Source organism: Mariprofundus sp. NF, assembly GCF_013387455.1.
GTDB lineage: Bacteria > Pseudomonadota > Zetaproteobacteria > Mariprofundales > Mariprofundaceae > Mariprofundus.
Genome location: NZ_VWNC01000007.1, coordinates 30,010 through 53,360, shown reverse-complemented (window position 1 = coordinate 53,360; position 23,351 = coordinate 30,010). Strand labels below are relative to the sequence as shown.

The following is a 23,351-nucleotide window of genomic DNA, read 5'->3' as shown; positions in this document are numbered from 1 at the left end:
TAAGATATTAACTATTATAAGTGAATCATCTCGCTTGTTTAATATTATGAGGTTATGAATGAGTAGACTCGGAAGTATTTATGCCAGCGTATATAATAGTCTGTGTGGTGTTCATCCAAGATTATATCCATGGCATTTTCAGTGGTTGGCAGCAAAATATATATATGCCGATTTAAAAGAAACTCTACCTAGTTTTCATGGTAAAGTTCTGGATGTGGGGTGTGGAGATAAGCCCTATCAAATATGGTTGTCAGAAAATGTTCAGCACATTGGAATTGATGTTTATGAAGGGGAGTTCGTCGACCATATTGTCAAGCATGATGAGGCATGGCCGATTGAGACGGCAAGCATGGAAAATGTGATCTGCACTCAGGTTCTTGAACATGTTCAAGATGTTGATGAAGTACTTAATGAAATTTACCGTGTACTTGTGCCGGGAGGCGAGGTGTTAATCACTGCTCCATTCATATATCAGGAGCATGGGGCGCCAAATGATTTTCGACGTTTTTCCTATTATGGCGTTTTGTCTCTGCTGTCGAATCGCTTCGAAGTCATACAAGTAAATAAACAGGGTGGAATTGGCAGTACGCTTGGCCTTTTGCTACTGAGTTGGATGGAAACTGAAAGCAACATGAACTTTCCATTGAAAATACTCAAGGGTATGTTTTTCCCTGTGTGGCTACTGTTTTCTGCAATCGTCAATATTGTAGCAATCTTTATGGATAAAATTGATGTGACCGATTGTTATTATAACAATGTTTCCATTCTTGCTAGAAAAAAATGAGCATAAAAAAACTATTGGTACTGGATACGTCATTTGCATTAGAGGCAATACGTAATCGCGGTTTGCAAGAATCAGTTACGTGTAGAGATCTGGATGGTTATTTTGAACATGTATGGTCTGTACATCCTTTTGCTTCATTGGTATCAGACCCAAATTCAGTGAAATGGTCGGGTTTTGCGGAATTCCATCGATTAACTGAGAGACATACATTCATCGATGGAAAGATGGGGCGTTTTTCATGGCTAGAATGGCTACCAAAGTTAAATTTTTTACTAGGTCAAATTGCTCTAATTACTCGTTTGATATATCTGATAAAACGAGAAAATATTAGTGTAGTGCGGGCAGCAGATCCGTTATACAATGGATTGATTGGGCTTATTATTTCTAAATTGACAGGCGTGCCACTATTGGTGCGTGTCGGTGCGAATCACGACAAATCATTCGAAACGACTGGAACCCCAATGATGCCTCGTCTTTTCCCATCACGCCGAATTGAAAAAGCAGTAGGTCGGTTTGTACTGGAGAGGGCAGAGTGTGTTGCTGGTGCTAATCAGGACAACCTCGATTTTGCTATCGCAAATGGTGCCCATCTTGAACGAACGACACTGTTCCGCTATGGCAATCTCATTGACCGATTACATTTCACTGACCTTGATTGCCGCTCAGAAATGACTGGCTGGCTGGAAGAGAATAATATCGCGCCGAAAAAATTCCTGATGTTTGTCGGACGACTTGAACCAGTAAAACACCCTGATGATCCTATCAAAGTGTTGGCTGAACTAAAGAGACGAGGACATGAGGTTAAGTTGTTAATGGTTGGCGACGGCCAGCTTAGAGATCAACTGTCTGATCTTGCAACTAACCTTGGTATTAGTGATCAGGTTGTTTTTTGCGGCAACCAGAATCAGGGATTCCTGGCCTCAATGTATCCTCTTGCGGCAGTCGTGCTCTCGCCTCACACTGGTCGAGCTCTTGCTGAGGCGGCTTTAGCCGGAGCAAAAATCGTAGCTTATGATGTAGACTGGCAAGGAGAGATGGTTGAATCCGGGATAACCGGAGAACTGGTTGCGCACATGGACTGGATGCAGATGGCGGATGCTGCTAATAGAATCCTGAATGATTCTATTTATGCGCATCGCATTGGTTCAGGTGCACGTGATCGTGCATTAGAGATGATGGACCCTGACTTGCTTGATGAGCATGAACGTGCGACTTACACTAGACTATTGAATGATGTTTCTTTGGAGAAGCTGTGACAGCAACATGGATAGATAGAGCGGCTGATCGGCAAATAATTATCGTCATATCCTTTTTGCTATTTTGGGATGTTATTATTAACACTATTTTATATTTGTTGAAGTTCACCTCAATCAATACTGTTAAATTCAGAATACCGGTGGGGGACACCTAATGTGCGGTCTAGTGGGGCTGTTGAGTAATGCAGGACTAGGGAGAGAGGAAGGCACAGCCCTGCTCAGACGTATGGCTGATACTATCGTACATCGCGGTCCCGATGATGTTGGATGTTGGTCTGATGCTAATCAGTACATCGGCCTTGCTCATCGACGCCTGTCGGTAGTGGATCTGTCACCGGCGGGTCATCAACCCATGGAGTCGGCCCAGAGTCGATTTGTCATAGCCTTCAATGGCGAGATTTATAATCACCTTGAAATCAGAAGTCAGTTGGAAAAAGAAAGTTTACAGTCGGCAGTCTGCAGCCCCCCAGGGGAGTCTCTCTTGCCTGCCGGTAATTCACCTTCTCGGCAGTCAGAGGTTTCAAGCGATCAATCCTCAATTACTAGTTCCCAATCACCGTATAATTGGCGCGGCCATTCGGATACCGAAACCTTGCTTGCTGGGTTAGAGGCTTGGGGAATTCAAGCTACGATTGAACGGGCTATTGGCATGTTTGCCGTAGCTGTGTGGGACAGAGAGACCAATACATTGACCCTTGCGAGAGATCGTGTTGGTGAAAAACCACTCTACTATGGTTGGCAGGGCGATACATTCCTGTTTGGGTCTGAGTTAAAGGCGTTACGTGCCCATCCCGCTTTTCAAGCTGAAGTTGACCGCGATGCTTTGTGTCTGTTGCTTCGGCATAACTATATTCCTACACCTTATTCAATATACAAGGGCATTGCCAAGCTGACACCAGGCTGCTTATTGACCGTTAGTTTACAGCAACGTGAACCCGAGCTGGTACAGTATTGGTCTGGTGTCCAGGTAGCTGAATCCGGCGTTGCCAATGCCTTTACGGGTAGTGCTGATGAGGCCGTGAATGAGTTAGAGCTCTTGCTGAAGGATGCAGTACATCAGCAGATGATGGCGGATGTGCCACTGGGAGCATTCTTGTCGGGTGGGGTGGACTCTTCCGTAATCGTTGCATTAATGCAGGCGCAGTCAGTGAAACCTGTGAAGACATTTGCCATTGGCTTTGAAGAAAAAGGTTACAATGAGGCTGTGTACGCCAAAGCAGTGGCGCAACATTTGGGTACAGATCATACCGAACTGTACGTTACGCATGAACATGCCATGGAAGTCATTCCACATTTGCCGGCATTATATGATGAACCGTTTTCTGACTCTTCCAGTATTCCTACTTTTCTGGTTTCTCAGTTGGCCAGAGAGCATGTAACGGTGTCACTTTCTGGCGATGCGGGGGACGAACTATTTTGTGGTTATGATCGTTATCGTATGACTTCCAAGTGGGGGAGTCGGCTGGAGATGATACCCGGCCCGCTGCGAAAACTGATGGCGCGAGGGATAACAAGCATCTCTCCTCAGGTTTGGGATAACCTTGCAGAGAAAATGCCTGGATATATACGAAGTGCACATATCGGAAATAAATTGCACAAAGGTGCGATGTTGATGAATGGATCTGAAGATGAGATCTATCATGCTCTGGTGTCGCATTGGGATGATCCAGCTTCAGTGGTGATTGGAGGAGATGAGCCAGCTACATTGCTCACCGGCAATGCCCCTGAGTTGCATGGATTGAATCTGATTCAGCGGATGATGGCATTGGATATGCTCACATATCTACCAGATGATATTCTGGTGAAAGTGGATCGGGCTGCAATGGGGGTATCATTGGAATCCAGGATGCCATTTCTGGATCACCGTCTAGTGGAGTTTGCATGGCGCTTGCCACAATCGATGAAATTGCGCGACGGCCAGACCAAGTGGGCACTACGGCAGGTTCTCTACCGGCATGTGCCAAAAGAGTTGATTGAGCGACCGAAAATGGGCTTTGGTATACCATTGGGAGATTGGCTGCGGGGGCCGTTGCGCGACTGGGCTGAGTCGCTTCTGGATGAAGCTCGATTGCAACGAGAAGGATTTTTTCATCAGGCACCGATACGAGAAAAGTGGGACGAACATTTAACAGGACAACGTGATTGGTCAGGTCATTTGTGGGATGTACTTATGTTTCAGGCATGGCTTGAGGAGAACCAGTGACTATTGCATTGTTATTACCGAGGGAACAAATTGTTTTTATTTAAAAATGAATCCGATCTTGAATGGAATGTTAGAACTCATAACAAGATTGCAAAAAAATATGAGCGAATTCATGGAGAGATATACAACAGCCATGAGCAATCTCGACTTAGAAATGCGTTGAAAGAGGCAATATCAGATATTAATACTGGGTGTGAATCTAAGCTGGTGCTTGATTTCGGCTGTGGGGCAGGGAACCTGACTGGACACCTTACCTTTCTTGGTTGCGAAGTTGTTGCATGTGATGTTTCTCAAGGCTTTTTAGATCTGCTGGCTTCCAGGAGCTATACTACAAATGTAGAAACAGCAAAGTTGAATGGCGTTGATCTTTCAAATATTCCAAGTGATAGTGTAGATATGGTGGCTACATATTCCGTGTTGCATCATGTGCCTGATTACCTTGGCATCCTTACAGAGTTTATGAGGGTGCTTAAGCCTGGCGGTGTAGTGTTCATAGATCATGAACCATCAGATGAGTTTTGGCTTAAGGGTCATGCTTACCTGGATTTTGAGCAGGAAATGAAGCAGAACACCAGACTGGATTTGAAAAAATATTTTATCCCGACAAACTATTACGATTGGCTTATCAGGCGCTTCGTTAATCCCAGATATCATAGGGAGGGTGATATTCATGTGTTTGATGATGATCATGTCGAATGGAGTAAAGTTACTAGCGCTTTAGTTAAAGCCGGTGGGGAAGTTGTATTTGAAGCGGACTACCTTCTATATAGACGAAATTACGACATTTTGATATACAATAAACATAAGGACAAAACTACCGATATGCACCTGCTTGTAGTTAAAAAGCTGTAATGATGGATGGAATGATAAGAGTCCGCATAAATGAAATGATTCTCGTTCAAAAACTCTTGATGCGCCATACATCCCTTAGTCAACATGATTACCAATAAAACTCTCATAATTTATTATGGTGGTTTTTTGTGTAAAACTGGCGGGGCCTTTTTTCATGCCAGAAACATAGAGCGTGAACTTACTCAGATAGGATGGCGAGTTGAAATCATCACATTGGATAACCTTCCTGTAATCTTCAGGTATCTTCCCCATTTGTTAGAAAAACTTGTAAACTGGCTATATGCGCCGCTAGGTTTTTTGTATAAAGCTTATGTTACCAAGCTCTTGTATAAACTTTTCTTTGATAAGAAAGCCGATGTACGGGTATTTGAAGACATCTATTTATCATGGGACTCGGATATTCCATCGGTATCCGTACTCCATGCAGTTTGGAGCGATAATATTCAGGCCTATACTGTTTCTGAAGCCAAGCAGCAGCGGTTTCGCAACCATGAAGCAAAAATAATCAACAAAATAGGCCATCCTGTTGTGACTGTTTCATACCCATACCGGGACTACATAGTGAATGAGCATTTCAAGGGCATGCTAACAAAAAAAATAGACGTTATTGAACTTGGAGTAGATCAGGCAAAGTTTTCAGGCTCAAATGATGCTCGACGATTGAAAAAATCGATAGTGTATTGTGGCACACTGGAAGCAAGAAAAAATCTTTTCTTTTTGCTGGATCTATTTAAGGCAATATACGAAGAAGACTCTGAGTATAGTTTAACTATTATTGGGGATGGCCCTGACAGGGGAAGAATGGAAGCCTATGCCAATGGAAATAATTTGCCAGTCAGGTTCCTTGGGAGATTAGATAATGACAACGTTCTTCCTGAGTTGTATCAACATGAAATATATATGCATACATCAGTGAAAGAATCATTTTCATACTCTTTGCTTGAAGCAAAGATGGCTGGCCTTAAAACTTGTGCTTATGCTAAGCTGCAAATACCAGCCGAATTTATTGATCTGGGCTTTGATACATTTGATGTGGAAGAGTGGAGTCGAGGAATTTTGAATATACGCCCAGAACTCTGCGAGTTTGATGGTAGTAAATACACAGCTGAAAGGATGACCATGTCCACGTTGAATTTAATCCAATGTAAAGTGATTTAATATGAAGAAAATCCTTTCAGTTTTTGGCACACGGCCTGAGGCCATAAAAATGGCACCGGTAGTTGCTGAGCTAAAGAAATGTCCACAACATTTTGATAGCAGGGTATGTGTAACAGCTCAACACCGTCAAATGTTAGATCAAGTGCTGGATCTTTTTGAGATCGTTCCTGAATATGATCTGAACATTATGCAGCCAGGGCAGTCTCTAACTGATGTTACTTGCAATGTGCTTAAAGGGCTGGAGCCGGTTTTAAAGGAGTTTTGTCCTGACATTGTTTTGGTTCATGGTGACACGACTACAGCGATGGCTACAAGTTTAGCTTCATATTATCAGAAGATTGCGGTTGGCCATGTAGAAGCAGGGCTTCGCACCGGCGATATCTACTCTCCATGGCCAGAGGAGATGAATCGCCATATAGCGGGTGTAATTAGCCGCTATCATTTTTCGCCAACGGAACAGTCCAGACAGAACCTGTTGAATGAAGGTGTTGAAGATAGATCAATTGTAGTCACAGGGAATACTGTAATTGATGCCCTGTTAGGTGTTGTCGATAAGCTGTACTCAAACAGCGAACTGCAGCAGGAGATGGCTGAACGCTTCTGTTTCCTTAATAAAGACAAACGCATGATTTTAGTGACTGGACATCGCCGAGAGAACTTTGGTGCTGGATTCGAGCAGATATGTCATGCTCTTAAAACAGTTACTGAAACTTTTGATGATGTTGAAATTGTTTATCCGGTACACCTGAACCCGAATGTTCAGCAGCCTGTGAATCGGATTTTAGCAGGAACGGACAGAATACACCTGATTGAACCACAGGATTACCTTCCTTTTGTTTATCTGATGAGTCGCGCACACCTGATTATCACTGACTCAGGAGGGGTGCAGGAAGAGGCACCATCACTGGGCAAACCTGTTTTGGTTATTAGAGACACTACAGAGCGCCCTGAGGCGTTAGATGCTGGAACAGTCAGGCTTGTGGGTAAGAACTCTGATCGGATTGTTTCAGAGGTCTCTAATCTGCTTGGGGATGGGGTTGCTTATGAAAAGATGAGTAAGTCTCATAACCCTTATGGGGATGGAAAAGCAGCGGTTCGAATAGTTGAAAGGTTAATGCAAATAGATTAATAAGTATTTGTAACTGTGAAAGGTTCAAAGATAATTGCATTTTTTTGGGGGGAGCATGAAAAAGTTATTTCAGAATGGATTGCTATTCTTTTTTTCGATAGCTGTAGCAATTTTGTTGGCTGAAGCAGTTTGTCGAATCATTCCTCTGTCGAATGATTCAGACCCTACCTATAAATTGGCGCATGAAGTTTTGCCCTTTGTCATGAAGCCTAATTCAGAATCAATATCCATTCACGGACATGTACTTAAGATTAACAGCCATGGCTTGCGTGATTTTGAGTATTCGTATGAAAAGGAAAAAGGAGTCTTTAGAATTCTGGTGCTGGGCGATTCAGTAACTTTTGCATTTGGCAATGATATGGAGGCTGGGTATTCAAAAGTATTAGAACGCCAACTCAATGAAATTGTAGAAAAAAAATATAGTAAGGTAGAAGTTATTAATGCTGCCCATAATGGCTATAATACCTTTGATGAGTATAACTACCTGCGACTCTATGGATTAAAGTACTCTCCCGACTTGTTGGTTGTAGGCGTGACATATGCAGACTTCACCACTCAAAGTATGAATATAATAATAAAGGATGGCGTGGATTCCAGGCCCGGCTCATTTTGGTTGAATATTCCTACATGGGTGAAAAAGACACTCAGACAATCACACTTATATATAGCAATAGGCTGGGTTCGAGCTAACAGAGGTTTTTCTATTAAGGATCCAACAGCTCATCCTGTGCCAAGTGAAAACAATGAAACGCTTATAAAAACAAAAGATAATTTTGATAAAATCACAGCATTGGCAAGCAAGGAAAAAATACCCCTCTATTTTATTTCTATACCAGGTAGAGGTGAGGTTCTTCTGAAGTCCTATTTGCATCCGCAATTTATTCAACATCTCAGGACTCTGGAAAATGAAGGTAAGGGTTATTTCATTGATTCGCTAGATGGATTTACTAGCCATTCTGATAGACTAGATGATTTATATGCATTAAAAGATTCAAGTCACCCTAGTGCAGAGGGGCACCAGATTCTTGGCAACTATCTATTCAAGCGAATTTCTCCTATTGTAAGTAAATGACTGACAATAGGATTTCGATAAAAAGGGTTGTATTATCACTTATGCTTTAAGTGATTGGATCATTTGAATTCGTCGAGTAATTAAAATAAATATTAGGATTTAATAAATGTCATCTAACAAGCCGAAATCGTCTTACAACAGTATGTTGTTATCTACCATAGTCTTTATTATATCGATTGCGGTTGCCCTATTGATTGGTGAAGGATTTGTGCGCGCAAAAAATGCATCAATGAAAAGCTATGATATCGAAATGTGGAAGTATGCAAAAGAACTAAAGCAAAGTAGCGATAACCCGATTTTAGGCCATGAACATGTGCCAAACTCTGAAGCTGTGCTGCAGTCGGTATCTATCCGTATAAATAAGGAAGGGATGCGAGGAGAAAACATATCAAGCATCAAAGAGGGGCGTCGCGTACTTTTTATTGGAAGTTCTATCACCCTAGGCTGGGGGGTTAAGGAAGTGGATGTATTAACATCTGTGATCCAAGACATGGCAAAACAGAGCGGCCAACAGATGGAGGTTTTGAATGCAGGTATTGGGAATTACAATACTGTCAGATATGTCGAACTGTTTTTAACGAAACTCGCCCATCTAAATCCAGATGATATTGTAATACAGTATTTTGTTAATGATGCTGAAAGCCTCGAAGCTGGTGGTGGCAACTGGTTTCTACGCAATAGCCAACTTGCGGTAACCTTATGGATTGCACTGAATCGTACTTTCAACAGCTCCGGTGAAAAGGGACTATTGCAGCACTATAAAAAAGTTTATGATCATGAGACGGCAGGGTATCGTGAAATGCAGTCATCACTAAGAGATCTGGCTGATTATGCCAAGAAACACGATATACGACTGCATCTCGCTATGACACCAGATATACACAATTTGGTGGACTATCCATTTACCTTTATTCACCATGAGATCGAAAAAATATCTAACGAACTAGGTATCCATTATATTGACCTGCTTCCGGTACTATCTGGTTATGATGGGAAGTCACTATGGGCTATGCCTGGAGACCCACACCCCAATGCTCTGGGGCATAAGTTGATGGCTGAAAGTATTTATAAGCAATTGTGATTTTTATCAAAGTGTTTTGTAGGAAAGTCTAAGTTATGCTCTTCAGTTCTATTGAATTTCTTATGTTTTTCGCCGTTTATTTTATTATATTTAGACTGCTTCCTTCGCGATTTTTAATTACATTGATAATCATCGGGAGTCTTATTTTTTATGGATGGTGGAACCCTCTGCTTATTTGGGTTCCTGCAGTGCTCTGCACTATCGCTTTCTTTGGCACTAATTGGATGGAGAAAACTCCAGATGGCCGTGCTAAAAAGTTCCGATTGGTTAGTGTTATTTTAGTTCTTTTTATTCCATTAGTTGTCTTTAAATACACTAATTTTGTTTTTAATGAAATGATGGCACCAATTTTTGCACTGGATGATGTTGATCTTAAATTTGTACTACCGCTTGGTATTTCATTCATCACTTTCACTATGATTTCTTATGTTTCTGATGTTTATTCTAAACGTTTCCCTATTGAGAAAAAATATACGGAACTTGTTGCTTACACACTATTTTTCCCTCAACTAATCGCTGGTCCTATTCTTCGACCAGCAGAGTTGATTCCTCAGTTGATTCGAGGTCACCAAAAAAAGATTTCCTCTATAGGTCTGGGCGTGACGATCTTTACAGTTGGTTTGATAAAAAAAGTTATTTTTGCAGATGGTATTGCAAGCAGTATAAATCCAATTTTCGCAAATCCGTTGGGATATTCCCTTCTGGAGTACTGGCTAGCCATTGTTGGTTTTGCGATGCAAATTTACTGCGACTTTAGTGGCTACACTGATATGGCAATTGGTTTGGCTGTGATCCTAGGTATTAAGCTACCAATGAATTTTAATCAACCCTATATGGCGATTAATCTTCAGGACTTCTGGCAACGTTGGCATATGACCTTATCTAGATGGTTACGTGATTATTTATATATACCTCTTGGTGGTAGCCGATGTTCAAAGCCTCGTCATTTAACAAACATCCTTGTTACCATGATTTTGGGCGGGCTTTGGCATGGAGCAAATTGGACCTTCATTATCTGGGGTGCACTACATGGTGTTGCCATTGCCATTAACCATGCTATAGGATTTTTCCCATTAACTCAGAAGCTTTCGAACTACACCCCGAAAACAATCAAACGAATACTAACATTGGCATTCATTCTTTTTGCCTGGGTCTTTTTTAGGGCTGAAGATGCTGAAGGGGCAATGACTATAATCAGTGGGTCGCTATTTTCTGTGGTTGATGCTCCATCATTTTTTTCAGATTATGCTTTTGAATTACTCCTGATCGGGGTCTTTGTATTGCTGCATCGTTATGATACGCAGGCGTATGTTCGATTGGCATATAGAAAAATGAACAAACTATTTCTTACCGTAACAATCGTATTCTTTTGGCTTATTGTGGTCGCAGCTTCAACGGGCAGTTCACAGGAGTTTATTTATTTCGACTTTTAGAGTCTACCTATTGTGTGGCATTGAGCATCTCTTGGATTGCCAATCCAATGAAAGGTGTGGAGTAAAACCCTTCACTAATATTGCGCGTATGACTTTATGAGAACGGTGTATTATTTTGACAGTATATGAGATGATTTGAACAGATTGATATGTAATGAAAACAAACATAAAAAAAATCATATGATCGTTGTCATGATTCAGTATGATTTGATAGTAACATAAGTTTTTTTGGAAGGTGTTAAGTCAAATGGTTATTTTGGGAATCTCTGCTTTTTACCATGATAGTGCTGCCGCATTGGTATGCGATGGGGATATCGTCGCCGCAGTGCAGGAAGAACGATTCACGCGCAAAAAACATGATGCGGGCTTTCCCTCTCATGCCATTTCCTACTGCCTGGATGAGGCCGGGATTACCCTGACCGATGTTGATCATGTTGTATTTTATGACAAGCCGCTGGTTAAATTTGAACGCCTTCTGGAAACCTACCTAGCTTATGCTCCCAGTGGCTTCCGCTCATTCCTCTCCGCCATGCCTGTCTGGTTAAAGGAAAAGCTATATCTCAAATCGGTATTGAAAAAAGAGCTAGCTGCTCTGGGCGAATGTAAAACAAGTGATCTACCTCAACTGCTGTTTACTGAACATCATCAGTCTCATGCGGCCTCGGCATTTTTTCCGAGCCCTTTCCAAAAAGCGGCTGTGATGTGTCTGGATGGTGTTGGGGAGTGGGCATCCAGTTCTGTTTGGCTCGGTGATGGTAATACATTGACGCCGCAGTGGGAGATGGACTTTCCGCATTCGCTGGGTCTGCTTTATTCGGCGTTTACTTATTACACCGGCTTCAAGGTCAATTCTGGTGAATACAAACTGATGGGGCTGGCCCCTTACGGTCAACCTGTTTATGTCGACCTGATTCTGGATAACCTCATGGATCTGAAAGAGGACGGTACGTTCCGGTTGGATATGTCTTATTTCAATTATGCCACAGGTCTTACCATGACAAACAGTAAATTTGATGCGTTGTTCGATGGTCCTGCTAGAAAATCTGAAACTGATCTGGGGCAGCGTGAGATGGATATTGCCGCTTCCATCCAGAAAGTGACCGAAGAGATTGTTCTCCGTCTGGGTAAAACCGTTAAAAAAGAGCTGGGGACCGATTATCTCTGTCTGGCAGGTGGAGTGGCACTAAACTGCGTGAGTAATGGTGAATTGTTACGTTCTGGTGTGTTTGATGATATCTGGATTCAGCCAGCAGCAGGTGATGCCGGTGGTGCTCTTGGGGCTGCATTGTCGGTCTGGTATGAGTATCTTGATAACCCTCGCACGGCCAACCCCGAAGACAGCATGAAGGGTTCCTACCTGGGGTGCCGTTACTCCGATGATGAGATTGAGGCCTACCTGAAATCAGTGAATGCATCATACCAGCGCTTGGATGAAAACTCATTGATGACACAGCTGGCAGAGATTCTTGATGACGGGAATGTTATAGGTTGGATGCAGGGCCGTATGGAGTTCGGACCTCGAGCACTTGGTTCACGATCCATTATCGGTGATCCACGCAATACTAAAATGCAGTCAGTAATGAACCTGAAGATCAAATACCGGGAGTCATTTCGACCATTTGCTCCGATTGTTCGCGCTGATCGGGTTGGCGATTACTTTAAACATGATGGCAAGAGCCCGTATATGTTAATTGTCGCTCCGGTAAGAGATGAGATTCGCCTGCCAATGACAGATGAGCAGAAAAATTTATTTGGCATTGAACAGCTGAATGTACCACGATCAGAGCTACCAGCAATTACCCATGTGGATTACTCTGCACGTCTTCAGACAGTCCATGAGGAGACTAATCCGCAACTTCACCAGCTTCTTAATGAATTTGATAAGCGCACTGGTTGTGCTGTTCTGGTTAATACCTCATTTAATGTCCGCGGTGAGCCAATTGTGAATACCCCTGAAGACGCTTATCGTTGCTTCATGCGTACTGAAATGGACTATCTGGTTATTGAGAACTATCTACTTGCCAAGCCAGATCAGCCGGAGTGGGAAAACAGTGATGACTGGAAGGATGAGTTCGAGCTGGACTGATAAACTGGGCATCCATTTTTATTTACAGACGTTTTTATATTAGGAGCGATTATGTCACATCACGAAATTCCTGAACTCGATACCAAGGGGTTACGCCAGTTTGGTTTGATGCTTGGCGCTATTCTGGCAGTTATCTTCGGATTACTTTTGCCCTGGGCATGGGAGTGGGAGAATCTACCTAACCTGCAGTGGATTGGCACCGGAGTGATTGTTATCGCCTGGGCTTTGATAGCTCCTGATTCGATGCGTGGCCTGTACAATGGCTGGATGCGAGTTGCCTTGGTCATTGGTCATGTTATCAACTCTATTATCCTGGCAATAGTATATTTTATCGTGATTACCCCGATGGGGATTGTTATGCGTTTAATGGGTAAAGACCCTATGCGTCGGACTTTGGATAAAACTATAGCTAGTTACCGGGTGATCAGTAAAGTTGCTGACAGAAATCATGTGGAGAGGCCATATTAATGCTGGATTTATTAAAAGATTTGTGGGGTTTCATGAAGGAACGCAAAAAATTCTGGCTAGCTCCGATTATTATCGTGTTGCTATTGTTGGGCGTTCTGGTGGTTTTTGCGCAAGGATCCGCTGTGGCTCCATTTATATACACACTGTTTTAATTTAATGATGTGAGAGAGCTGTTTTTGTGAGTTTTCTACAAGTCATGCATATGTTTCATGCATATATAGACCAATCTTAGTCCAAACAAAAAGTGAGATAGTTTATTGAAAACGTTTAAACAAATGGTAATTAATACCTGTCTCATAGGCATGTCGTGTTTATTCGCTCTAGCTGTAGTGGAGGCATATCTGCGCGTAACAGATTTTTCCATGCCAAGTTTGTATCATTTTTCTCCCGATCATTCCGGGGCAATGCATAGACCAAATGCACATGGCTGGCATAGGAGCGAAGGAATAACTTATATTAGAATAAACAGTGCAGGTTTAAGGGATAGAGAGCATTCAATCTTAAAAGCAGATAATACATATAGAATTGCCATTATCGGAGATTCTTATGCTGAGGCGCTACAAGTAGAAATTGAGGAAACATTTTGGTCAAAATTGGAATCTCTTCTGCAACAAAACTCATTTGCAGATGGAAAGAAAATTGAAGTCATTAACTTTGGTGTATCCGGTTATGGAACTGCCGACGAATTGCTCGCGTTGCAGTCCCGTGTATGGTCATACTCTCCAGATATGGTGTTGTTAGCCTTTCTTACGGGAAATGACATTCGAAACAATTCAAAGGCATTAGAACCAAGGCAAGATAAACCATTTTGGGTAATAGAAGGTGGTAAACTTATTTACGATGATTCTTTTTTAAAATCAGAGTTTTATAAAAAAAGAACTTCTGAACTTTGGAGAACGCTGCAAAAACTTTCTGACCATATAAGAGTTCTCCAGCTTTTGCGTTTTGTTAAGGACAACCTTTTCCCTTCTACTACTCTCAGTGAATCTGAAAGTAATGGACTTAGCATAGAAGCGGGTATTGATGATGCAATTTATAGTGAACCGAAAACAAAGGTCTGGATAGAAGCATGGCAGGTGACTGAAGCATTAATAGCCAAGGTAAATCAGGAGGTCCAAAAGCACAAAGCGCGTTTTTTACTGGTTTGCTTGTCAAACAGTGCTCAAGTTTATCCTGCCCCTGATGAGCGGAAGAAACTTATGGAGAAGCTTGGTGTTTCTGATTTATTTTATCCAGATAAGAGGATTTATGAACTTGGAGAGGCACTAGGCATAGAGGTTTTACTATTGGCTCCATTTCTACAGAAAGTAGCAGATGAAAAAAAAGTTCATTTACATGGGTTCGATAATACAAAATTGGGGGTTGGTCATTGGAATAAGTTGGGACATTCAGAGGCAGCAAGCGTCATAAGTGATTATTTATTGCATAAGCCATTGTGAACCTATAAGAATCATGACAATTTTTAGTAATTTGTTTTTCGATTATTAGTTTCTATGACTAGATCCAACAGCATGTAATCTACTTTGTGATGAGATACAAACATGGTCTATGATAGCAGAGAAGAGAAAATTGTCGCAAATCACTCATTCTTTCTTAAGATGAAGGATATGCTTATTTCTACCTTAATAAAGCGGTATTGTACTCGATGATACCTTACTGGTTTATGCTTTCATTACCTCTGTTGGCTGTTTTTTCACCGGTAAAAACGGAAAAAGACCTCAGTTTTTTTGCAATATTATCATTTGGGGTTTTAGCGGTTTTTTTTATAGGCACCCGACACGAAGTCGGAGGCGATTGGTATTCCTATCTTCATCATTATGAATTAGTTATTAATGCCTCTTTTATTGATGCAATGAAATCCTCTGATCCGGGTTATGCTTTTCTTAATTGGTGGATGGCTGAACTTGATTTCGGCATCTATGGCGTAAACCTCGTCTGTGGCGCCATATTTATGGCAGGCTTGATTACATTTTCTCGCACTATGCCGCTACCCTGGTTGGCTATTCTGGTTGCAGTTCCCTACCTTTATACTGTTGTAGCCATGGGTTACAGTCGGCAAGCGGTAGCCATTGGTTTTGAACTTTTAGCTCTCTGTGCTCTGGTCAGACTGGCAACGGTAAAGTTTTTCCTGTTTGTTTTTTGTGCCGCACTATTTCACAAGACAGCCGTACTTCTTGCCTTGCTGGGTGTTTTCTTCAGCCCGAACAGCAGACTATCCCCATTGCGTATCGTAACCGGTATCCTAGTGGCAGCTTTTGTCATGGTAATGTTCCTGCAGGACTATTATGAGACCCTGCTATTAAATTATGTTGAACGTACCATGCATTCTGACGGTGGCCAGATTCGTGTGCTAATGAATGCTCTGCCTGGTTTGATCTTTCTGCTGCTTTATAGACAATGGATCCGTCGCTTTGGTAAACAGCAGCCTTGGTTGGTGTTTGCGCTGGCCTCGCTAGCCTGTATACCCTTGGTTTCTCTTGCCTCAACAGCCGTGGATCGCATTGCTCTATATCTATTGCCAATTCAGCTCTATGTGTGGTCACACTTCCCTCTGATTTTTAGAAATCCTATGTACAGATATGCTGCCTTGCTAGCTATAGTAGGAGTGTATGTTGCGGTTTTATGGGTATGGTTAAACTTTGGTAATCAGGCACAAACTTGGCTGCCTTATCAGAGCGTATTTTTTCTATGAGAATACTTAGTTTGCAGTATGCAGCTATCAGTATGCAGTCGGTTATCGCTGGTTACCACTCATCAGGTGAACTTCTATCGCGCGATGCGAGTGCTATTGATTGCTCCCCTTGGGAACGGCTCACCAATCATCAGGTGAATTGCGTTCACGCAAGAGATTATCCCCTGAGATACCAGTCACGGATCCTCTATGTCTAAGGTGATTATTATCTCTAATACCAGCTGGAATCTGTTTAATTTTCGTCTGCCACTAATGTCTCGCCTGAGAGAAGAGGGCTATGAAATTGTTGCGGTGGCACCGTTTGATGAATATGCAAATCGTTTAAGCGACACGGGTTTTCGATATATTGACCTGCCGATGAACAATAAAGGAACGAATCCGGTCGAAGATGTCGGACTGGCGATTCGTTTGTTTAAGCTGTTTCGATCTGAGCGGCCTGATGTGGTTCTGACCTATACACCCAAGCCGAATATATACGCTTCCATTGCAGGTGGTTTTAGCGGCACGCCGGTCATCCCGAATATCTCGGGGCTTGGTGCAACCTTTATTCGTCAGGATGTGATTACGAAAATCATCAAGTTCCTCTATCGCTGGGCGCTACGCTATCCACCACGGGTGTTTTTCCAGAATCACGATGACATGAACCAGTTCATCGCCCTCGGATTGGTTAAAGAGGTTAAAACGCAACGTATTCCCGGTTCGGGTATCAACACCACTGTTTATGCTCCCGAGGACAATGTGGAAAGTGAAGAGCACGGCTTTGTCTTTCTACTGGTAGCTCGCATGTTGTGGGATAAGGGGGTGGGGGAATATGTCGAGGCTGCCCGTATAGTTAAGCAGAAATATCCCAATGCCAGGTTCCAACTGCTCGGGTTTCTGGATGTAATCAATCCGCAGGCTATTTCGCGGGAACAGATGCAGAAGTGGGTTGATGAGGGCGTCGTTGAATATCTGGGCGTGAGCGACGATGTGAAATCGCACATGCAGTCTGCCGACTGTGTCGTGTTGCCATCCTACAGAGAAGGGCTTCCCCGCACATTGATTGAAGCAGGTAGCTTGGCTAAACCTATTGTGACGACTGATGTGCCGGGTTGTCGGGATGTAGTTGATAATGGTGTGACGGGGTATTTATGTGAGGTGAAAAACGCATGCGACCTTGCTGATAAGATGGAGCGGATGATCTGCCTCACTTCTGCGCAGAGGAGGAAGATGGGCGAGTCTGGGAGGGAGAAGGTGGAGCGTGAATTTGATGAAAAGATAGTGATCAATTGCTATCTGAAGGAACTTGAGCTGATCACAGGCAATAAGACTAATCTGTATTAAGAAAGAGTGGTTCGGACGTTAGAAGCAGCTGTTGTGAGGGTAATGAATATTAGAAACTTATATCATTACTCGCATACAAATTTCCCATGCACAATGATAGGTTCCGAAAATTAATCAAAAACAGCAGGATGTGAGAGCCGGGTCAGGCATGAGTTATTGAGTTATTCGACAGCAGGTGGGCGGGTCTGGTGGATAGGGGCGTGAAGGCCGGTAAAAGTCAGTAAGTTCAACAGATCAAACGCCCCGTCTGCTATTTACAAGCCGAGCCAGAGCTTCAGCGCCGAATCCATCTCGCTTTTCTGTTTCGGATTCAATGCACCAATCCGCTGTTTGATGCGATCGGCCTTGATGGCTGTGAGTTTATCCACCATCGCTTGCGACTTCACCGACAGGCCTGTTTTTCCGCCTGCCGGGATTAATATGCGAAAAAGCGGCGCATCGACGATATGCGATGTAACAGGGCAGATGACAACGCTGGCATGGGTGGGATTAAACAGGTCGGATTGAACTACCACAGCCGGGCGTGGCTTGCCGTAATCCCCGGCCAACGCACAGATAACGATATCCCCCCGGTTCACGACTGCCAGCCGCTATCATCGTGCGCAGATTCCCATAACTCATCTTCATTGACACCATCTTGACTGCTGACCAGTAGCGACTGCTTGCGCGCCTCCTCCTGCAACAAGGTATCAGAATGCTTTTCCAGATACTCCTCAATGGCACGGACAATGATGCCGTTCTTGCGCCTGTGCAATCTGGCAGCCGCATCGTCCAGCCGGTGGGCAAGCGATTCATCAAGGCGGATACTGGTTGTACATGTCTGACCCATATGCGACTCCTGCAACACTTTGTGTTAATTTAGGAGGCCATGTCAGATATGTCAAGGCTGGGTCTGAAGTCATGGGTCGGAGGTAGGCTTTCATAACTTGATATTGCGCATGGACATGAGATGATTATCGTACCAAGTTTCTCTGGTTGAGCTGGCATGAGTTATTGAGTAGTTCGACACCGGAGGGGCAGCTCCGGGAAATGTGAGGAGTGAACTGGCTTTAGGGCTTGGTTCATTGACGCGTTATGTCTACCTGAACAGTCACCTGTTCACTGCTGTAATAATTGATGGTTGGTATGAGCGACCTATCCTTGCAATCGTGGATTGTCACTCCATGATTGCGAGGATTTTGGCTAGAAGGGTAAGGGAATAGAATCATGAAAAGAGCATTGATTACTGGCGTGACAGGACAGGATGGATCATATCTGGCAGAGCTGCTGCTGGAGAAGGGGTACGAGGTGCATGGCATCAAACGCCGTGCTTCATCTTTCAACACGCAACGCGTCGATCATATCTATCAGGATCCTCATGTTGAGAACAAGAACTTCGTTTTGCACTATGGAGATCTAACCGACACATCCAATCTGACCCGGATACTGCAGGAGGTACAGCCGGATGAGGTGTACAATCTTGGGGCCCAATCACATGTGGCGGTAAGTTTTGAGTCCCCTGAATATACAGCCGATGTGGATGGCTTGGGGACACTCCGTCTTTTAGAAGCAATCAGGCTTCTGGGTATGGAAAAGAGGGTGAAGTTCTACCAGGCCTCCACCTCAGAGCTATATGGTCTGGTGCAGGAGACACCGCAAACAGAGACTACACCGTTCTATCCCCGTTCCCCTTATGCTGTAGCAAAACTCTACGCCTACTGGATTGTAGTTAATTATCGAGAGTCATATGGCATGTATGCGTGTAATGGCATTCTCTTTAATCATGAGTCCCCTCGGCGGGGTGAAACATTCGTGACGCGCAAGATAACTCGAGGGCTGGCCAATATCGCGCAGGGGCTCGAGAAGTGCCTCTACATGGGTAATATGGATGCACTGCGTGATTGGGGACATGCCAAAGATTATGTGCGCATGCAGTGGATGATGTTGCAGCAGGATGACGCTGAGGATTATGTGATTGCTACCGGTGTTCAGTACTCTGTACGCCAGTTCATTACATGGTCGGCAGCAGAACTCGGCATCAGCCTGCGTTTTGAAGGTGTGGGGCTGGATGAGTGTGCTGTAGTTGAGTCTATAGAGGGGAGTAAGGCTCCGGCACTTTCCGCTGGAGATGTTATTGTACGTGTTGACCCTCGATATTTCCGACCTGCAGAAGTTGAAACCCTGCTGGGTGATCCGAGTAAGGCCAAGGCCAAACTGGGTTGGACACCTGAGATCAGTGTGCAGGAGATGTGCGCTGAAATGGTGGCGGCAGATCTGAAGTCTGCTCAACAGTATTCATTGCTCAGGAAGCATGGTCATGATGTTTCTGTGGCACATGAATAGAGGCATTTGATGGAAAAGTCTTCAAAGATCTATGTGGCGGGCCATCGTGGACTCGTGGGTTCGGCTATTGTTCGAGCCTTACGGCAGCAGGGTTATGATAACCTCATCCTGCGCTGCTCAGCTGAGCTTGATCTGCGTAATCAGGTTGCAACTGACGATTTCTTTGCTACAGAGCGTCCGGACTACCTGTTTATGGCCGCGGCAAAAGTAGGGGGGATCTATGCCAATGACACCTATCCTGCCGATTTCATTCGCGACAACCTGCTCATTCAGAGCAATTGTATTGATGCTGCGTATCGCAACGGAGTAAAGCGTCTGCTGTTTCTCGGCTCCTCCTGTATCTATCCCAAACTTGCACCACAGCCGATGCCGGAGTCCTGCCTGCTTACGGGTGAACTTGAACCAACCAACGATGCCTATGCCATTGCCAAGATTGCCGGCATCAAGATGTGTCAGGCCTATCAGAAACAGTATGGTTTTGATGCCATCTCAGCCATGCCAACCAACCTTTATGGCCCGAATGATAATTTTGATCTGGAAAACTCGCATGTACTGCCAGCCCTGATACGAAAGTTTCATCTGGCTAAACTGGCGCAGGCAGGCGATATCGAAGCAGTGATGGCCGATGAATCCCGCTATGGCCCTGTTCCTGCTGATATCCGTGATAGCCTTGGCATGGCCTCTAACGTGCCACCCAAAGTCATGCTCTGGGGCTCTGGCACCCCCTGTCGCGAGTTTCTGCATGTTGATGATATGGCGGATGCTTCTCTATTTCTCATGCAGTTAGATTCATCACAGTTAACATCACACCCCTCGCGACTGTTTAACGTCGGTGTCGGATCGGATGTTACCATTCGAGATTTAGCTGAACTTGTTCAGCGTATTGTCGGCTTTGATGGTGAGGTGATCTGGGATGCATCCAAACCCGATGGTACCCCCAGAAAGCTGATGGATGTCTCCAGAATCAGAAAACTGGGTTGGCAGAGCCAGGTAGGGCTGGAAGAGGGGATTCGTTCTGTTTACAGCCAATATTGCCAATGATTGATAAAGGTTGGGTAAACCTGAACGAGAGGATTTAGATGCAGAACAATATGTTTATTACCTACGCATTGCCGCTGCTCTCTTCGATTCTGTTGACGCTACTGGTGATGCCAGCCGTTGTTCGTCTGGCACAGCGGCTCGGTGCGGTTGATCAGCCGAATGAGCGCAAGGTTCATGCTATTGCCACACCACGTATGGGTGGGGTGGCATTCTTTATCTCACTACTGCTGATTCCATTCACTATGCTGGATGTCACTCCGGCTACACAGGGTTTTCTTCTTGGTCTGTTTATAGTCGGTTGTACAGGTTTTGCAGACGATATTTTTGATATCTCTCCCCGGTTGAAGTTTCTCGGTATTATTGCGGGAACCAGTGTGTTCATTGTGATGAGCGGAACTGCGATAAACGATCTGGGCGATCTGTTCGACATGGGGAATATTGAAACCGGCTGGTTTGCCATACCATTAACACTGATCGGCATGGTCGGTTTTATTAATGCACTGAATCTGTCGGATGGTCTTGATGGTCTGGCAGCAGGCATTACCCTGATTGCTGCATACTTTTTGGGTAGCTTTGCCCTGTCCATTGGTGATCAAGCCAGCCTGATAATTGCTATTGTTCTGTTCGGATCGATGATCGGTTTCCTCTATTTCAATTCGCATCCCGCCCGTATATTTATGGGCGATACCGGCAGTCTTATCCTTGGTTATGTATTGGCTTGCCTCTGCCTTATGCTGTTACAGTCAGGGGAGGGGGCAGTCATATCACCGATAAGCATGGGCATTCTTCTTGGGCTTCCGCTTTCTGACACACTCTATGTCATGACCAAACGTGTTATGAAAGGGAAAAGTCCTTTCCAGCCGGATAAGACACACTTTCATCATCGCCTGATTGAGCTTGGACTCTCCCATAAAGGTGTGGTGGCCACATTTTACGGTCTTATTTTTTTCTACGCTTCTGTAGCAGCACTCTTTGCGGGAAGTGCAGAATGGATGCAGTCACTGGTCCTGCTCGGGCTGGTGGCTGGCACATATTTAACGTTGGCACTACTGGAGCGCGGCTCCTTCTCTTTTGCTATGCCTGCCGATGATGAGGTTTCAGATTCGCCTGCAGCTCACCACAGCTCGAGCTACTACAGCATGACCCGTGCTCTGGGGCGCTCTATACCTGTTGTTACATGGGTGATTCCACTGGTTCTGCTACTGCCTGTCGTGATGATTGAGCGATCAACCACAATGGCTCTCTGCATGGCTGTGATGATGGTTTTGGTCGTTATTCTCTATCCCTGGAGAGAAGGCCGTGATGCCACCTGGTCTCAAGGGCTTATCTACCTGCTGATTTTCGCACTGCTGTTTCAGATCAATATGAGTGAGCAGTCGTGGGTGTTGAATTACATGGTTGTGATGACTGGATTGCTGGCACTCTGGGTGGTTCTTAAACTCTACTTCAAAAGGAATATGCGCGTCTTTTTAACAACCGGTCTGGAAAGTCTGCTGCTTGTTTTTTCATGGGTTACGCCCTGGCTGATCGGCAGATTCAACCTGTTCTCGGCAGATATACAGGCCTCACTGTATGTTGTTTGTGTAGAGGCGGTGATCTTTCTTGTCGCTGCTAAAATTGTATTGAGGCGTCAGCCTAAAAGGAACACACAGATGCTGGTTTCGTTACTGATCCTGGCAGCGATCAGCCTTTTTTAATCACGGTCAGGTTCAGTGGCCAGTTTTGAAGCGCGACGGACAGTTTTTGCACGTTCCTGAGCAACGAATTTAACCGATCTGAAGTTTTTCCAGAATTTATATAGCGGTGCAATAAAAGCTCCAGCCATGACAAACCAGACAAAGTCTTCCATGGGAACGTGAAGGATAAAGGTGCCGGAGAGGTTCTGGAACGACCAGGTTGATTCTACCCATCCGGCCGTTAACAACTCGGGGATACCGAAGAACAGGAAAGCCAGAAAGGCGGCAAAGAGGGCACCAAAAATGGCGTTGGGAACAAGATCCTTTCTCTGACTTAACAGATATAAAGTACTTATTCCGAAGGTTAATACTGTGGCGCTGAATGAGTGGAAATTGAAAATTATGGCGCTTCCGAAAAACAGCGAGCAGACAGTCAGGGCAATGTACCTGAATCTAATGGGAAATCTGGGGGTCTGCTCTCTCTCTTGATATGTTTTATTGAATACAATTTCATAGAAAACCGCTACCGACCCAGAGAAGAAGAAGCCGAACAGGAAGTCTTCAATACCGATGGTTGTGCCCGTAACAAATTGCGGTTCCCACCAATCATGGCCATAGACAAAAAAGTTGGAAAGAACGCCGCCAATACCAAACAGAAAGGAGAGGATCAGCATGGCAGGACGCAAGTCAGGCCTGACAATAAAGCAGTATAGCCAGATCGGGATGAAGGCGATTATTCCAAAGAGATAACTGTATTCGTACATAAATAACTATT

General features: G+C 44.2%; 21 protein-coding genes. 18 read left to right on the top strand and 3 right to left on the bottom strand.

All coding sequences use genetic code 11. The features are described from left to right. Window positions 1-58 precede the first annotated feature (58 nt). The 15 genes from F3F96_RS10240 to F3F96_RS10170 all read left to right on the top strand — a co-directional run bounded on the left by F3F96_RS10240 (window position 59) and on the right by F3F96_RS10170 (window position 17,537). Window positions 59-784 carry a class I SAM-dependent methyltransferase gene (locus tag F3F96_RS10240; RefSeq protein WP_176963173.1) on the top strand — a complete coding sequence of 242 codons (726 nt, stop codon included), beginning with the start codon at window positions 59-61 and terminating at the stop codon, window positions 782-784. Continuing rightward, window positions 781-2,040 carry a glycosyltransferase gene (locus F3F96_RS10235; RefSeq protein WP_176963172.1) on the top strand — a complete coding sequence of 420 codons (1,260 nt, stop codon included), beginning with the start codon at window positions 781-783 and terminating at the stop codon, window positions 2,038-2,040. The genes F3F96_RS10240 and F3F96_RS10235 overlap by 4 nt, the downstream gene beginning before the upstream one ends. A 154-nt stretch (window positions 2,041-2,194) precedes the next feature. Continuing rightward, window positions 2,195-4,243: an asparagine synthase (glutamine-hydrolyzing) gene (asnB, locus tag F3F96_RS10225; protein WP_370465537.1), complete on the top strand. Its 2,049-nt coding sequence runs from the start codon at window positions 2,195-2,197 to the stop codon at window positions 4,241-4,243. 30 nt (window positions 4,244-4,273) lie between these two features. After that, window positions 4,274-5,095 carry a class I SAM-dependent methyltransferase gene (locus F3F96_RS10220; RefSeq protein WP_176963171.1) on the top strand — a complete coding sequence of 274 codons (822 nt, stop codon included), beginning with the start codon at window positions 4,274-4,276 and terminating at the stop codon, window positions 5,093-5,095. Window positions 5,096-5,179: 84 nt separating this feature from the next. Beyond that, window positions 5,180-6,253 (top strand): glycosyltransferase family 4 protein, encoded by a 1,074-nt coding sequence (locus tag F3F96_RS10215; RefSeq protein WP_176963170.1) that lies wholly within the window; start codon window positions 5,180-5,182, stop codon window positions 6,251-6,253. 1 nt (window position 6,254) lies between these two features. Continuing rightward, entirely contained in the window at window positions 6,255-7,382 is a 1,128-nt protein-coding gene (gene wecB / locus F3F96_RS10210; protein WP_176963169.1) for a non-hydrolyzing UDP-N-acetylglucosamine 2-epimerase, read from the top strand. A gap of 55 nt (window positions 7,383-7,437) precedes the next feature. Next, on the top strand, window positions 7,438-8,454 hold the full coding sequence (locus F3F96_RS10205; protein ID WP_176963168.1) for an SGNH/GDSL hydrolase family protein: 1,017 nt from the start codon (window positions 7,438-7,440) through the stop codon (window positions 8,452-8,454). A gap of 106 nt (window positions 8,455-8,560) precedes the next feature. Then, window positions 8,561-9,535, top strand: a complete 975-nt coding sequence (locus F3F96_RS10200; RefSeq protein ID WP_176963167.1) for an SGNH/GDSL hydrolase family protein — start codon at window positions 8,561-8,563, stop codon at window positions 9,533-9,535. Between the two features lie 35 nt (window positions 9,536-9,570). Continuing rightward, window positions 9,571-10,968 carry an MBOAT family protein gene (locus tag F3F96_RS10195; RefSeq protein ID WP_206675323.1) on the top strand — a complete coding sequence of 466 codons (1,398 nt, stop codon included), beginning with the start codon at window positions 9,571-9,573 and terminating at the stop codon, window positions 10,966-10,968. A gap of 247 nt (window positions 10,969-11,215) precedes the next feature. Next, a complete protein-coding gene (locus F3F96_RS10190; protein ID WP_176963166.1) occupies window positions 11,216-13,054 on the top strand; it encodes a carbamoyltransferase in 1,839 nt (612 codons plus the stop codon). A 51-nt stretch (window positions 13,055-13,105) separates the two neighbouring features. Continuing rightward, entirely contained in the window at window positions 13,106-13,522 is a 417-nt protein-coding gene (locus tag F3F96_RS10185; RefSeq protein WP_176963165.1) for an SxtJ family membrane protein, read from the top strand. Then, complete coding sequence (locus F3F96_RS12475) at window positions 13,522-13,674, top strand: DUF5989 family protein (RefSeq protein ID WP_255461321.1); 153 nt, start codon at window positions 13,522-13,524, stop codon at window positions 13,672-13,674. Before F3F96_RS10185 ends, F3F96_RS12475 begins: the two co-directional genes overlap by 1 nt. Before the next feature lie 105 nt (window positions 13,675-13,779). Beyond that, window positions 13,780-14,961, top strand: coding sequence for an SGNH/GDSL hydrolase family protein (locus F3F96_RS10180; protein ID WP_176963164.1), 1,182 nt, complete (start codon window positions 13,780-13,782; stop codon window positions 14,959-14,961). Between the two features lie 224 nt (window positions 14,962-15,185). Next, window positions 15,186-16,214, top strand: a complete 1,029-nt coding sequence (locus tag F3F96_RS10175) for an EpsG family protein (protein WP_176963163.1) — start codon at window positions 15,186-15,188, stop codon at window positions 16,212-16,214. Between the two features lie 189 nt (window positions 16,215-16,403). Next, window positions 16,404-17,537 (top strand): glycosyltransferase family 4 protein, encoded by a 1,134-nt coding sequence (locus F3F96_RS10170; RefSeq protein WP_176963162.1) that lies wholly within the window; start codon window positions 16,404-16,406, stop codon window positions 17,535-17,537. 254 nt (window positions 17,538-17,791) lie between these two features. On the opposite strand, the gene F3F96_RS10165 is transcribed toward F3F96_RS10170, so the two are convergent. Together F3F96_RS10165 and F3F96_RS10160 are read right to left on the bottom strand one after the other, a co-directional pair. Next, window positions 17,792-18,115, bottom strand: a complete 324-nt coding sequence (locus F3F96_RS10165; protein WP_176963161.1) for a type II toxin-antitoxin system PemK/MazF family toxin — start codon at window positions 18,113-18,115, stop codon at window positions 17,792-17,794. Further along, the gene (locus F3F96_RS10160) at window positions 18,112-18,366 is read right to left on the bottom strand and encodes a CopG family ribbon-helix-helix protein (protein ID WP_176963160.1); all 255 of its coding nucleotides are present in this window, start codon (window positions 18,364-18,366) and stop codon (window positions 18,112-18,114) included. Before F3F96_RS10160 ends, F3F96_RS10165 begins: the two co-directional genes overlap by 4 nt. A gap of 377 nt (window positions 18,367-18,743) precedes the next feature. Here F3F96_RS10160 and gmd point away from each other — a divergent pair, with 377 nt between their 5' ends. The 3 genes from gmd to F3F96_RS10145 are packed head-to-tail and all read left to right on the top strand — an operon-like array spanning window position 18,744 to window position 22,597. Further along, complete coding sequence (gene gmd / locus F3F96_RS10155) at window positions 18,744-19,859, top strand: GDP-mannose 4,6-dehydratase (protein WP_176963159.1); 1,116 nt, start codon at window positions 18,744-18,746, stop codon at window positions 19,857-19,859. Window positions 19,860-19,868: 9 nt separating this feature from the next. Then, window positions 19,869-20,900 carry a GDP-L-fucose synthase gene (locus tag F3F96_RS10150; RefSeq protein ID WP_176963158.1) on the top strand — a complete coding sequence of 344 codons (1,032 nt, stop codon included), beginning with the start codon at window positions 19,869-19,871 and terminating at the stop codon, window positions 20,898-20,900. A 38-nt stretch (window positions 20,901-20,938) separates the two neighbouring features. Then, window positions 20,939-22,597: a glycosyltransferase family 4 protein gene (locus F3F96_RS10145; protein WP_176963157.1), complete on the top strand. Its 1,659-nt coding sequence runs from the start codon at window positions 20,939-20,941 to the stop codon at window positions 22,595-22,597. Here F3F96_RS10145 and F3F96_RS10140 read toward each other — a convergent pair. Next, the gene (locus tag F3F96_RS10140) at window positions 22,594-23,250 is read right to left on the bottom strand and encodes a lycopene cyclase domain-containing protein (protein ID WP_176963156.1); all 657 of its coding nucleotides are present in this window, start codon (window positions 23,248-23,250) and stop codon (window positions 22,594-22,596) included. The two genes, F3F96_RS10145 and F3F96_RS10140, sit on opposite strands and share 4 nt — an antisense overlap. Between the last annotated feature and the right edge of the window lie 101 nt (window positions 23,251-23,351).

What these genes read in the sequence shown, in the direction of transcription:
- F3F96_RS10240 (WP_176963173.1), top strand. Translation starts at nt 59, where the DNA reads ATGAGTAGACTCGGAAGTATTTATGCCAGCGTATATAATAGTCTGTGT.
- F3F96_RS10160 (WP_176963160.1), bottom strand. Translation starts at nt 18,366, where the DNA reads ATGGGTCAGACATGTACAACCAGTATCCGCCTTGATGAATCGCTTGCC.
- F3F96_RS10145 (WP_176963157.1), top strand. Translation starts at nt 20,939, where the DNA reads ATGCAGAACAATATGTTTATTACCTACGCATTGCCGCTGCTCTCTTCG.
- F3F96_RS10140 (WP_176963156.1), bottom strand. Translation starts at nt 23,250, where the DNA reads ATGCTGATCCTCTCCTTTCTGTTTGGTATTGGCGGCGTTCTTTCCAAC.
- F3F96_RS10175 (WP_176963163.1), top strand. Translation starts at nt 15,186, where the DNA reads ATGCTTTCATTACCTCTGTTGGCTGTTTTTTCACCGGTAAAAACGGAA.
- gmd (WP_176963159.1), top strand. Translation starts at nt 18,744, where the DNA reads ATGAAAAGAGCATTGATTACTGGCGTGACAGGACAGGATGGATCATAT.
- F3F96_RS10205 (WP_176963168.1), top strand. Translation starts at nt 7,438, where the DNA reads ATGAAAAAGTTATTTCAGAATGGATTGCTATTCTTTTTTTCGATAGCT.
- F3F96_RS10185 (WP_176963165.1), top strand. Translation starts at nt 13,106, where the DNA reads ATGTCACATCACGAAATTCCTGAACTCGATACCAAGGGGTTACGCCAG.
- F3F96_RS10215 (WP_176963170.1), top strand. Translation starts at nt 5,180, where the DNA reads ATGATTACCAATAAAACTCTCATAATTTATTATGGTGGTTTTTTGTGT.
- F3F96_RS10150 (WP_176963158.1), top strand. Translation starts at nt 19,869, where the DNA reads ATGGAAAAGTCTTCAAAGATCTATGTGGCGGGCCATCGTGGACTCGTG.
- F3F96_RS10170 (WP_176963162.1), top strand. Translation starts at nt 16,404, where the DNA reads ATGTCTAAGGTGATTATTATCTCTAATACCAGCTGGAATCTGTTTAAT.
- wecB (WP_176963169.1), top strand. Translation starts at nt 6,255, where the DNA reads ATGAAGAAAATCCTTTCAGTTTTTGGCACACGGCCTGAGGCCATAAAA.
- F3F96_RS12475 (WP_255461321.1), top strand. Translation starts at nt 13,522, where the DNA reads ATGCTGGATTTATTAAAAGATTTGTGGGGTTTCATGAAGGAACGCAAA.
- F3F96_RS10190 (WP_176963166.1), top strand. Translation starts at nt 11,216, where the DNA reads ATGGTTATTTTGGGAATCTCTGCTTTTTACCATGATAGTGCTGCCGCA.
- F3F96_RS10235 (WP_176963172.1), top strand. Translation starts at nt 781, where the DNA reads ATGAGCATAAAAAAACTATTGGTACTGGATACGTCATTTGCATTAGAG.
- asnB (WP_370465537.1), top strand. Translation starts at nt 2,195, where the DNA reads ATGTGCGGTCTAGTGGGGCTGTTGAGTAATGCAGGACTAGGGAGAGAG.
- F3F96_RS10195 (WP_206675323.1), top strand. Translation starts at nt 9,571, where the DNA reads ATGCTCTTCAGTTCTATTGAATTTCTTATGTTTTTCGCCGTTTATTTT.
- F3F96_RS10200 (WP_176963167.1), top strand. Translation starts at nt 8,561, where the DNA reads ATGTCATCTAACAAGCCGAAATCGTCTTACAACAGTATGTTGTTATCT.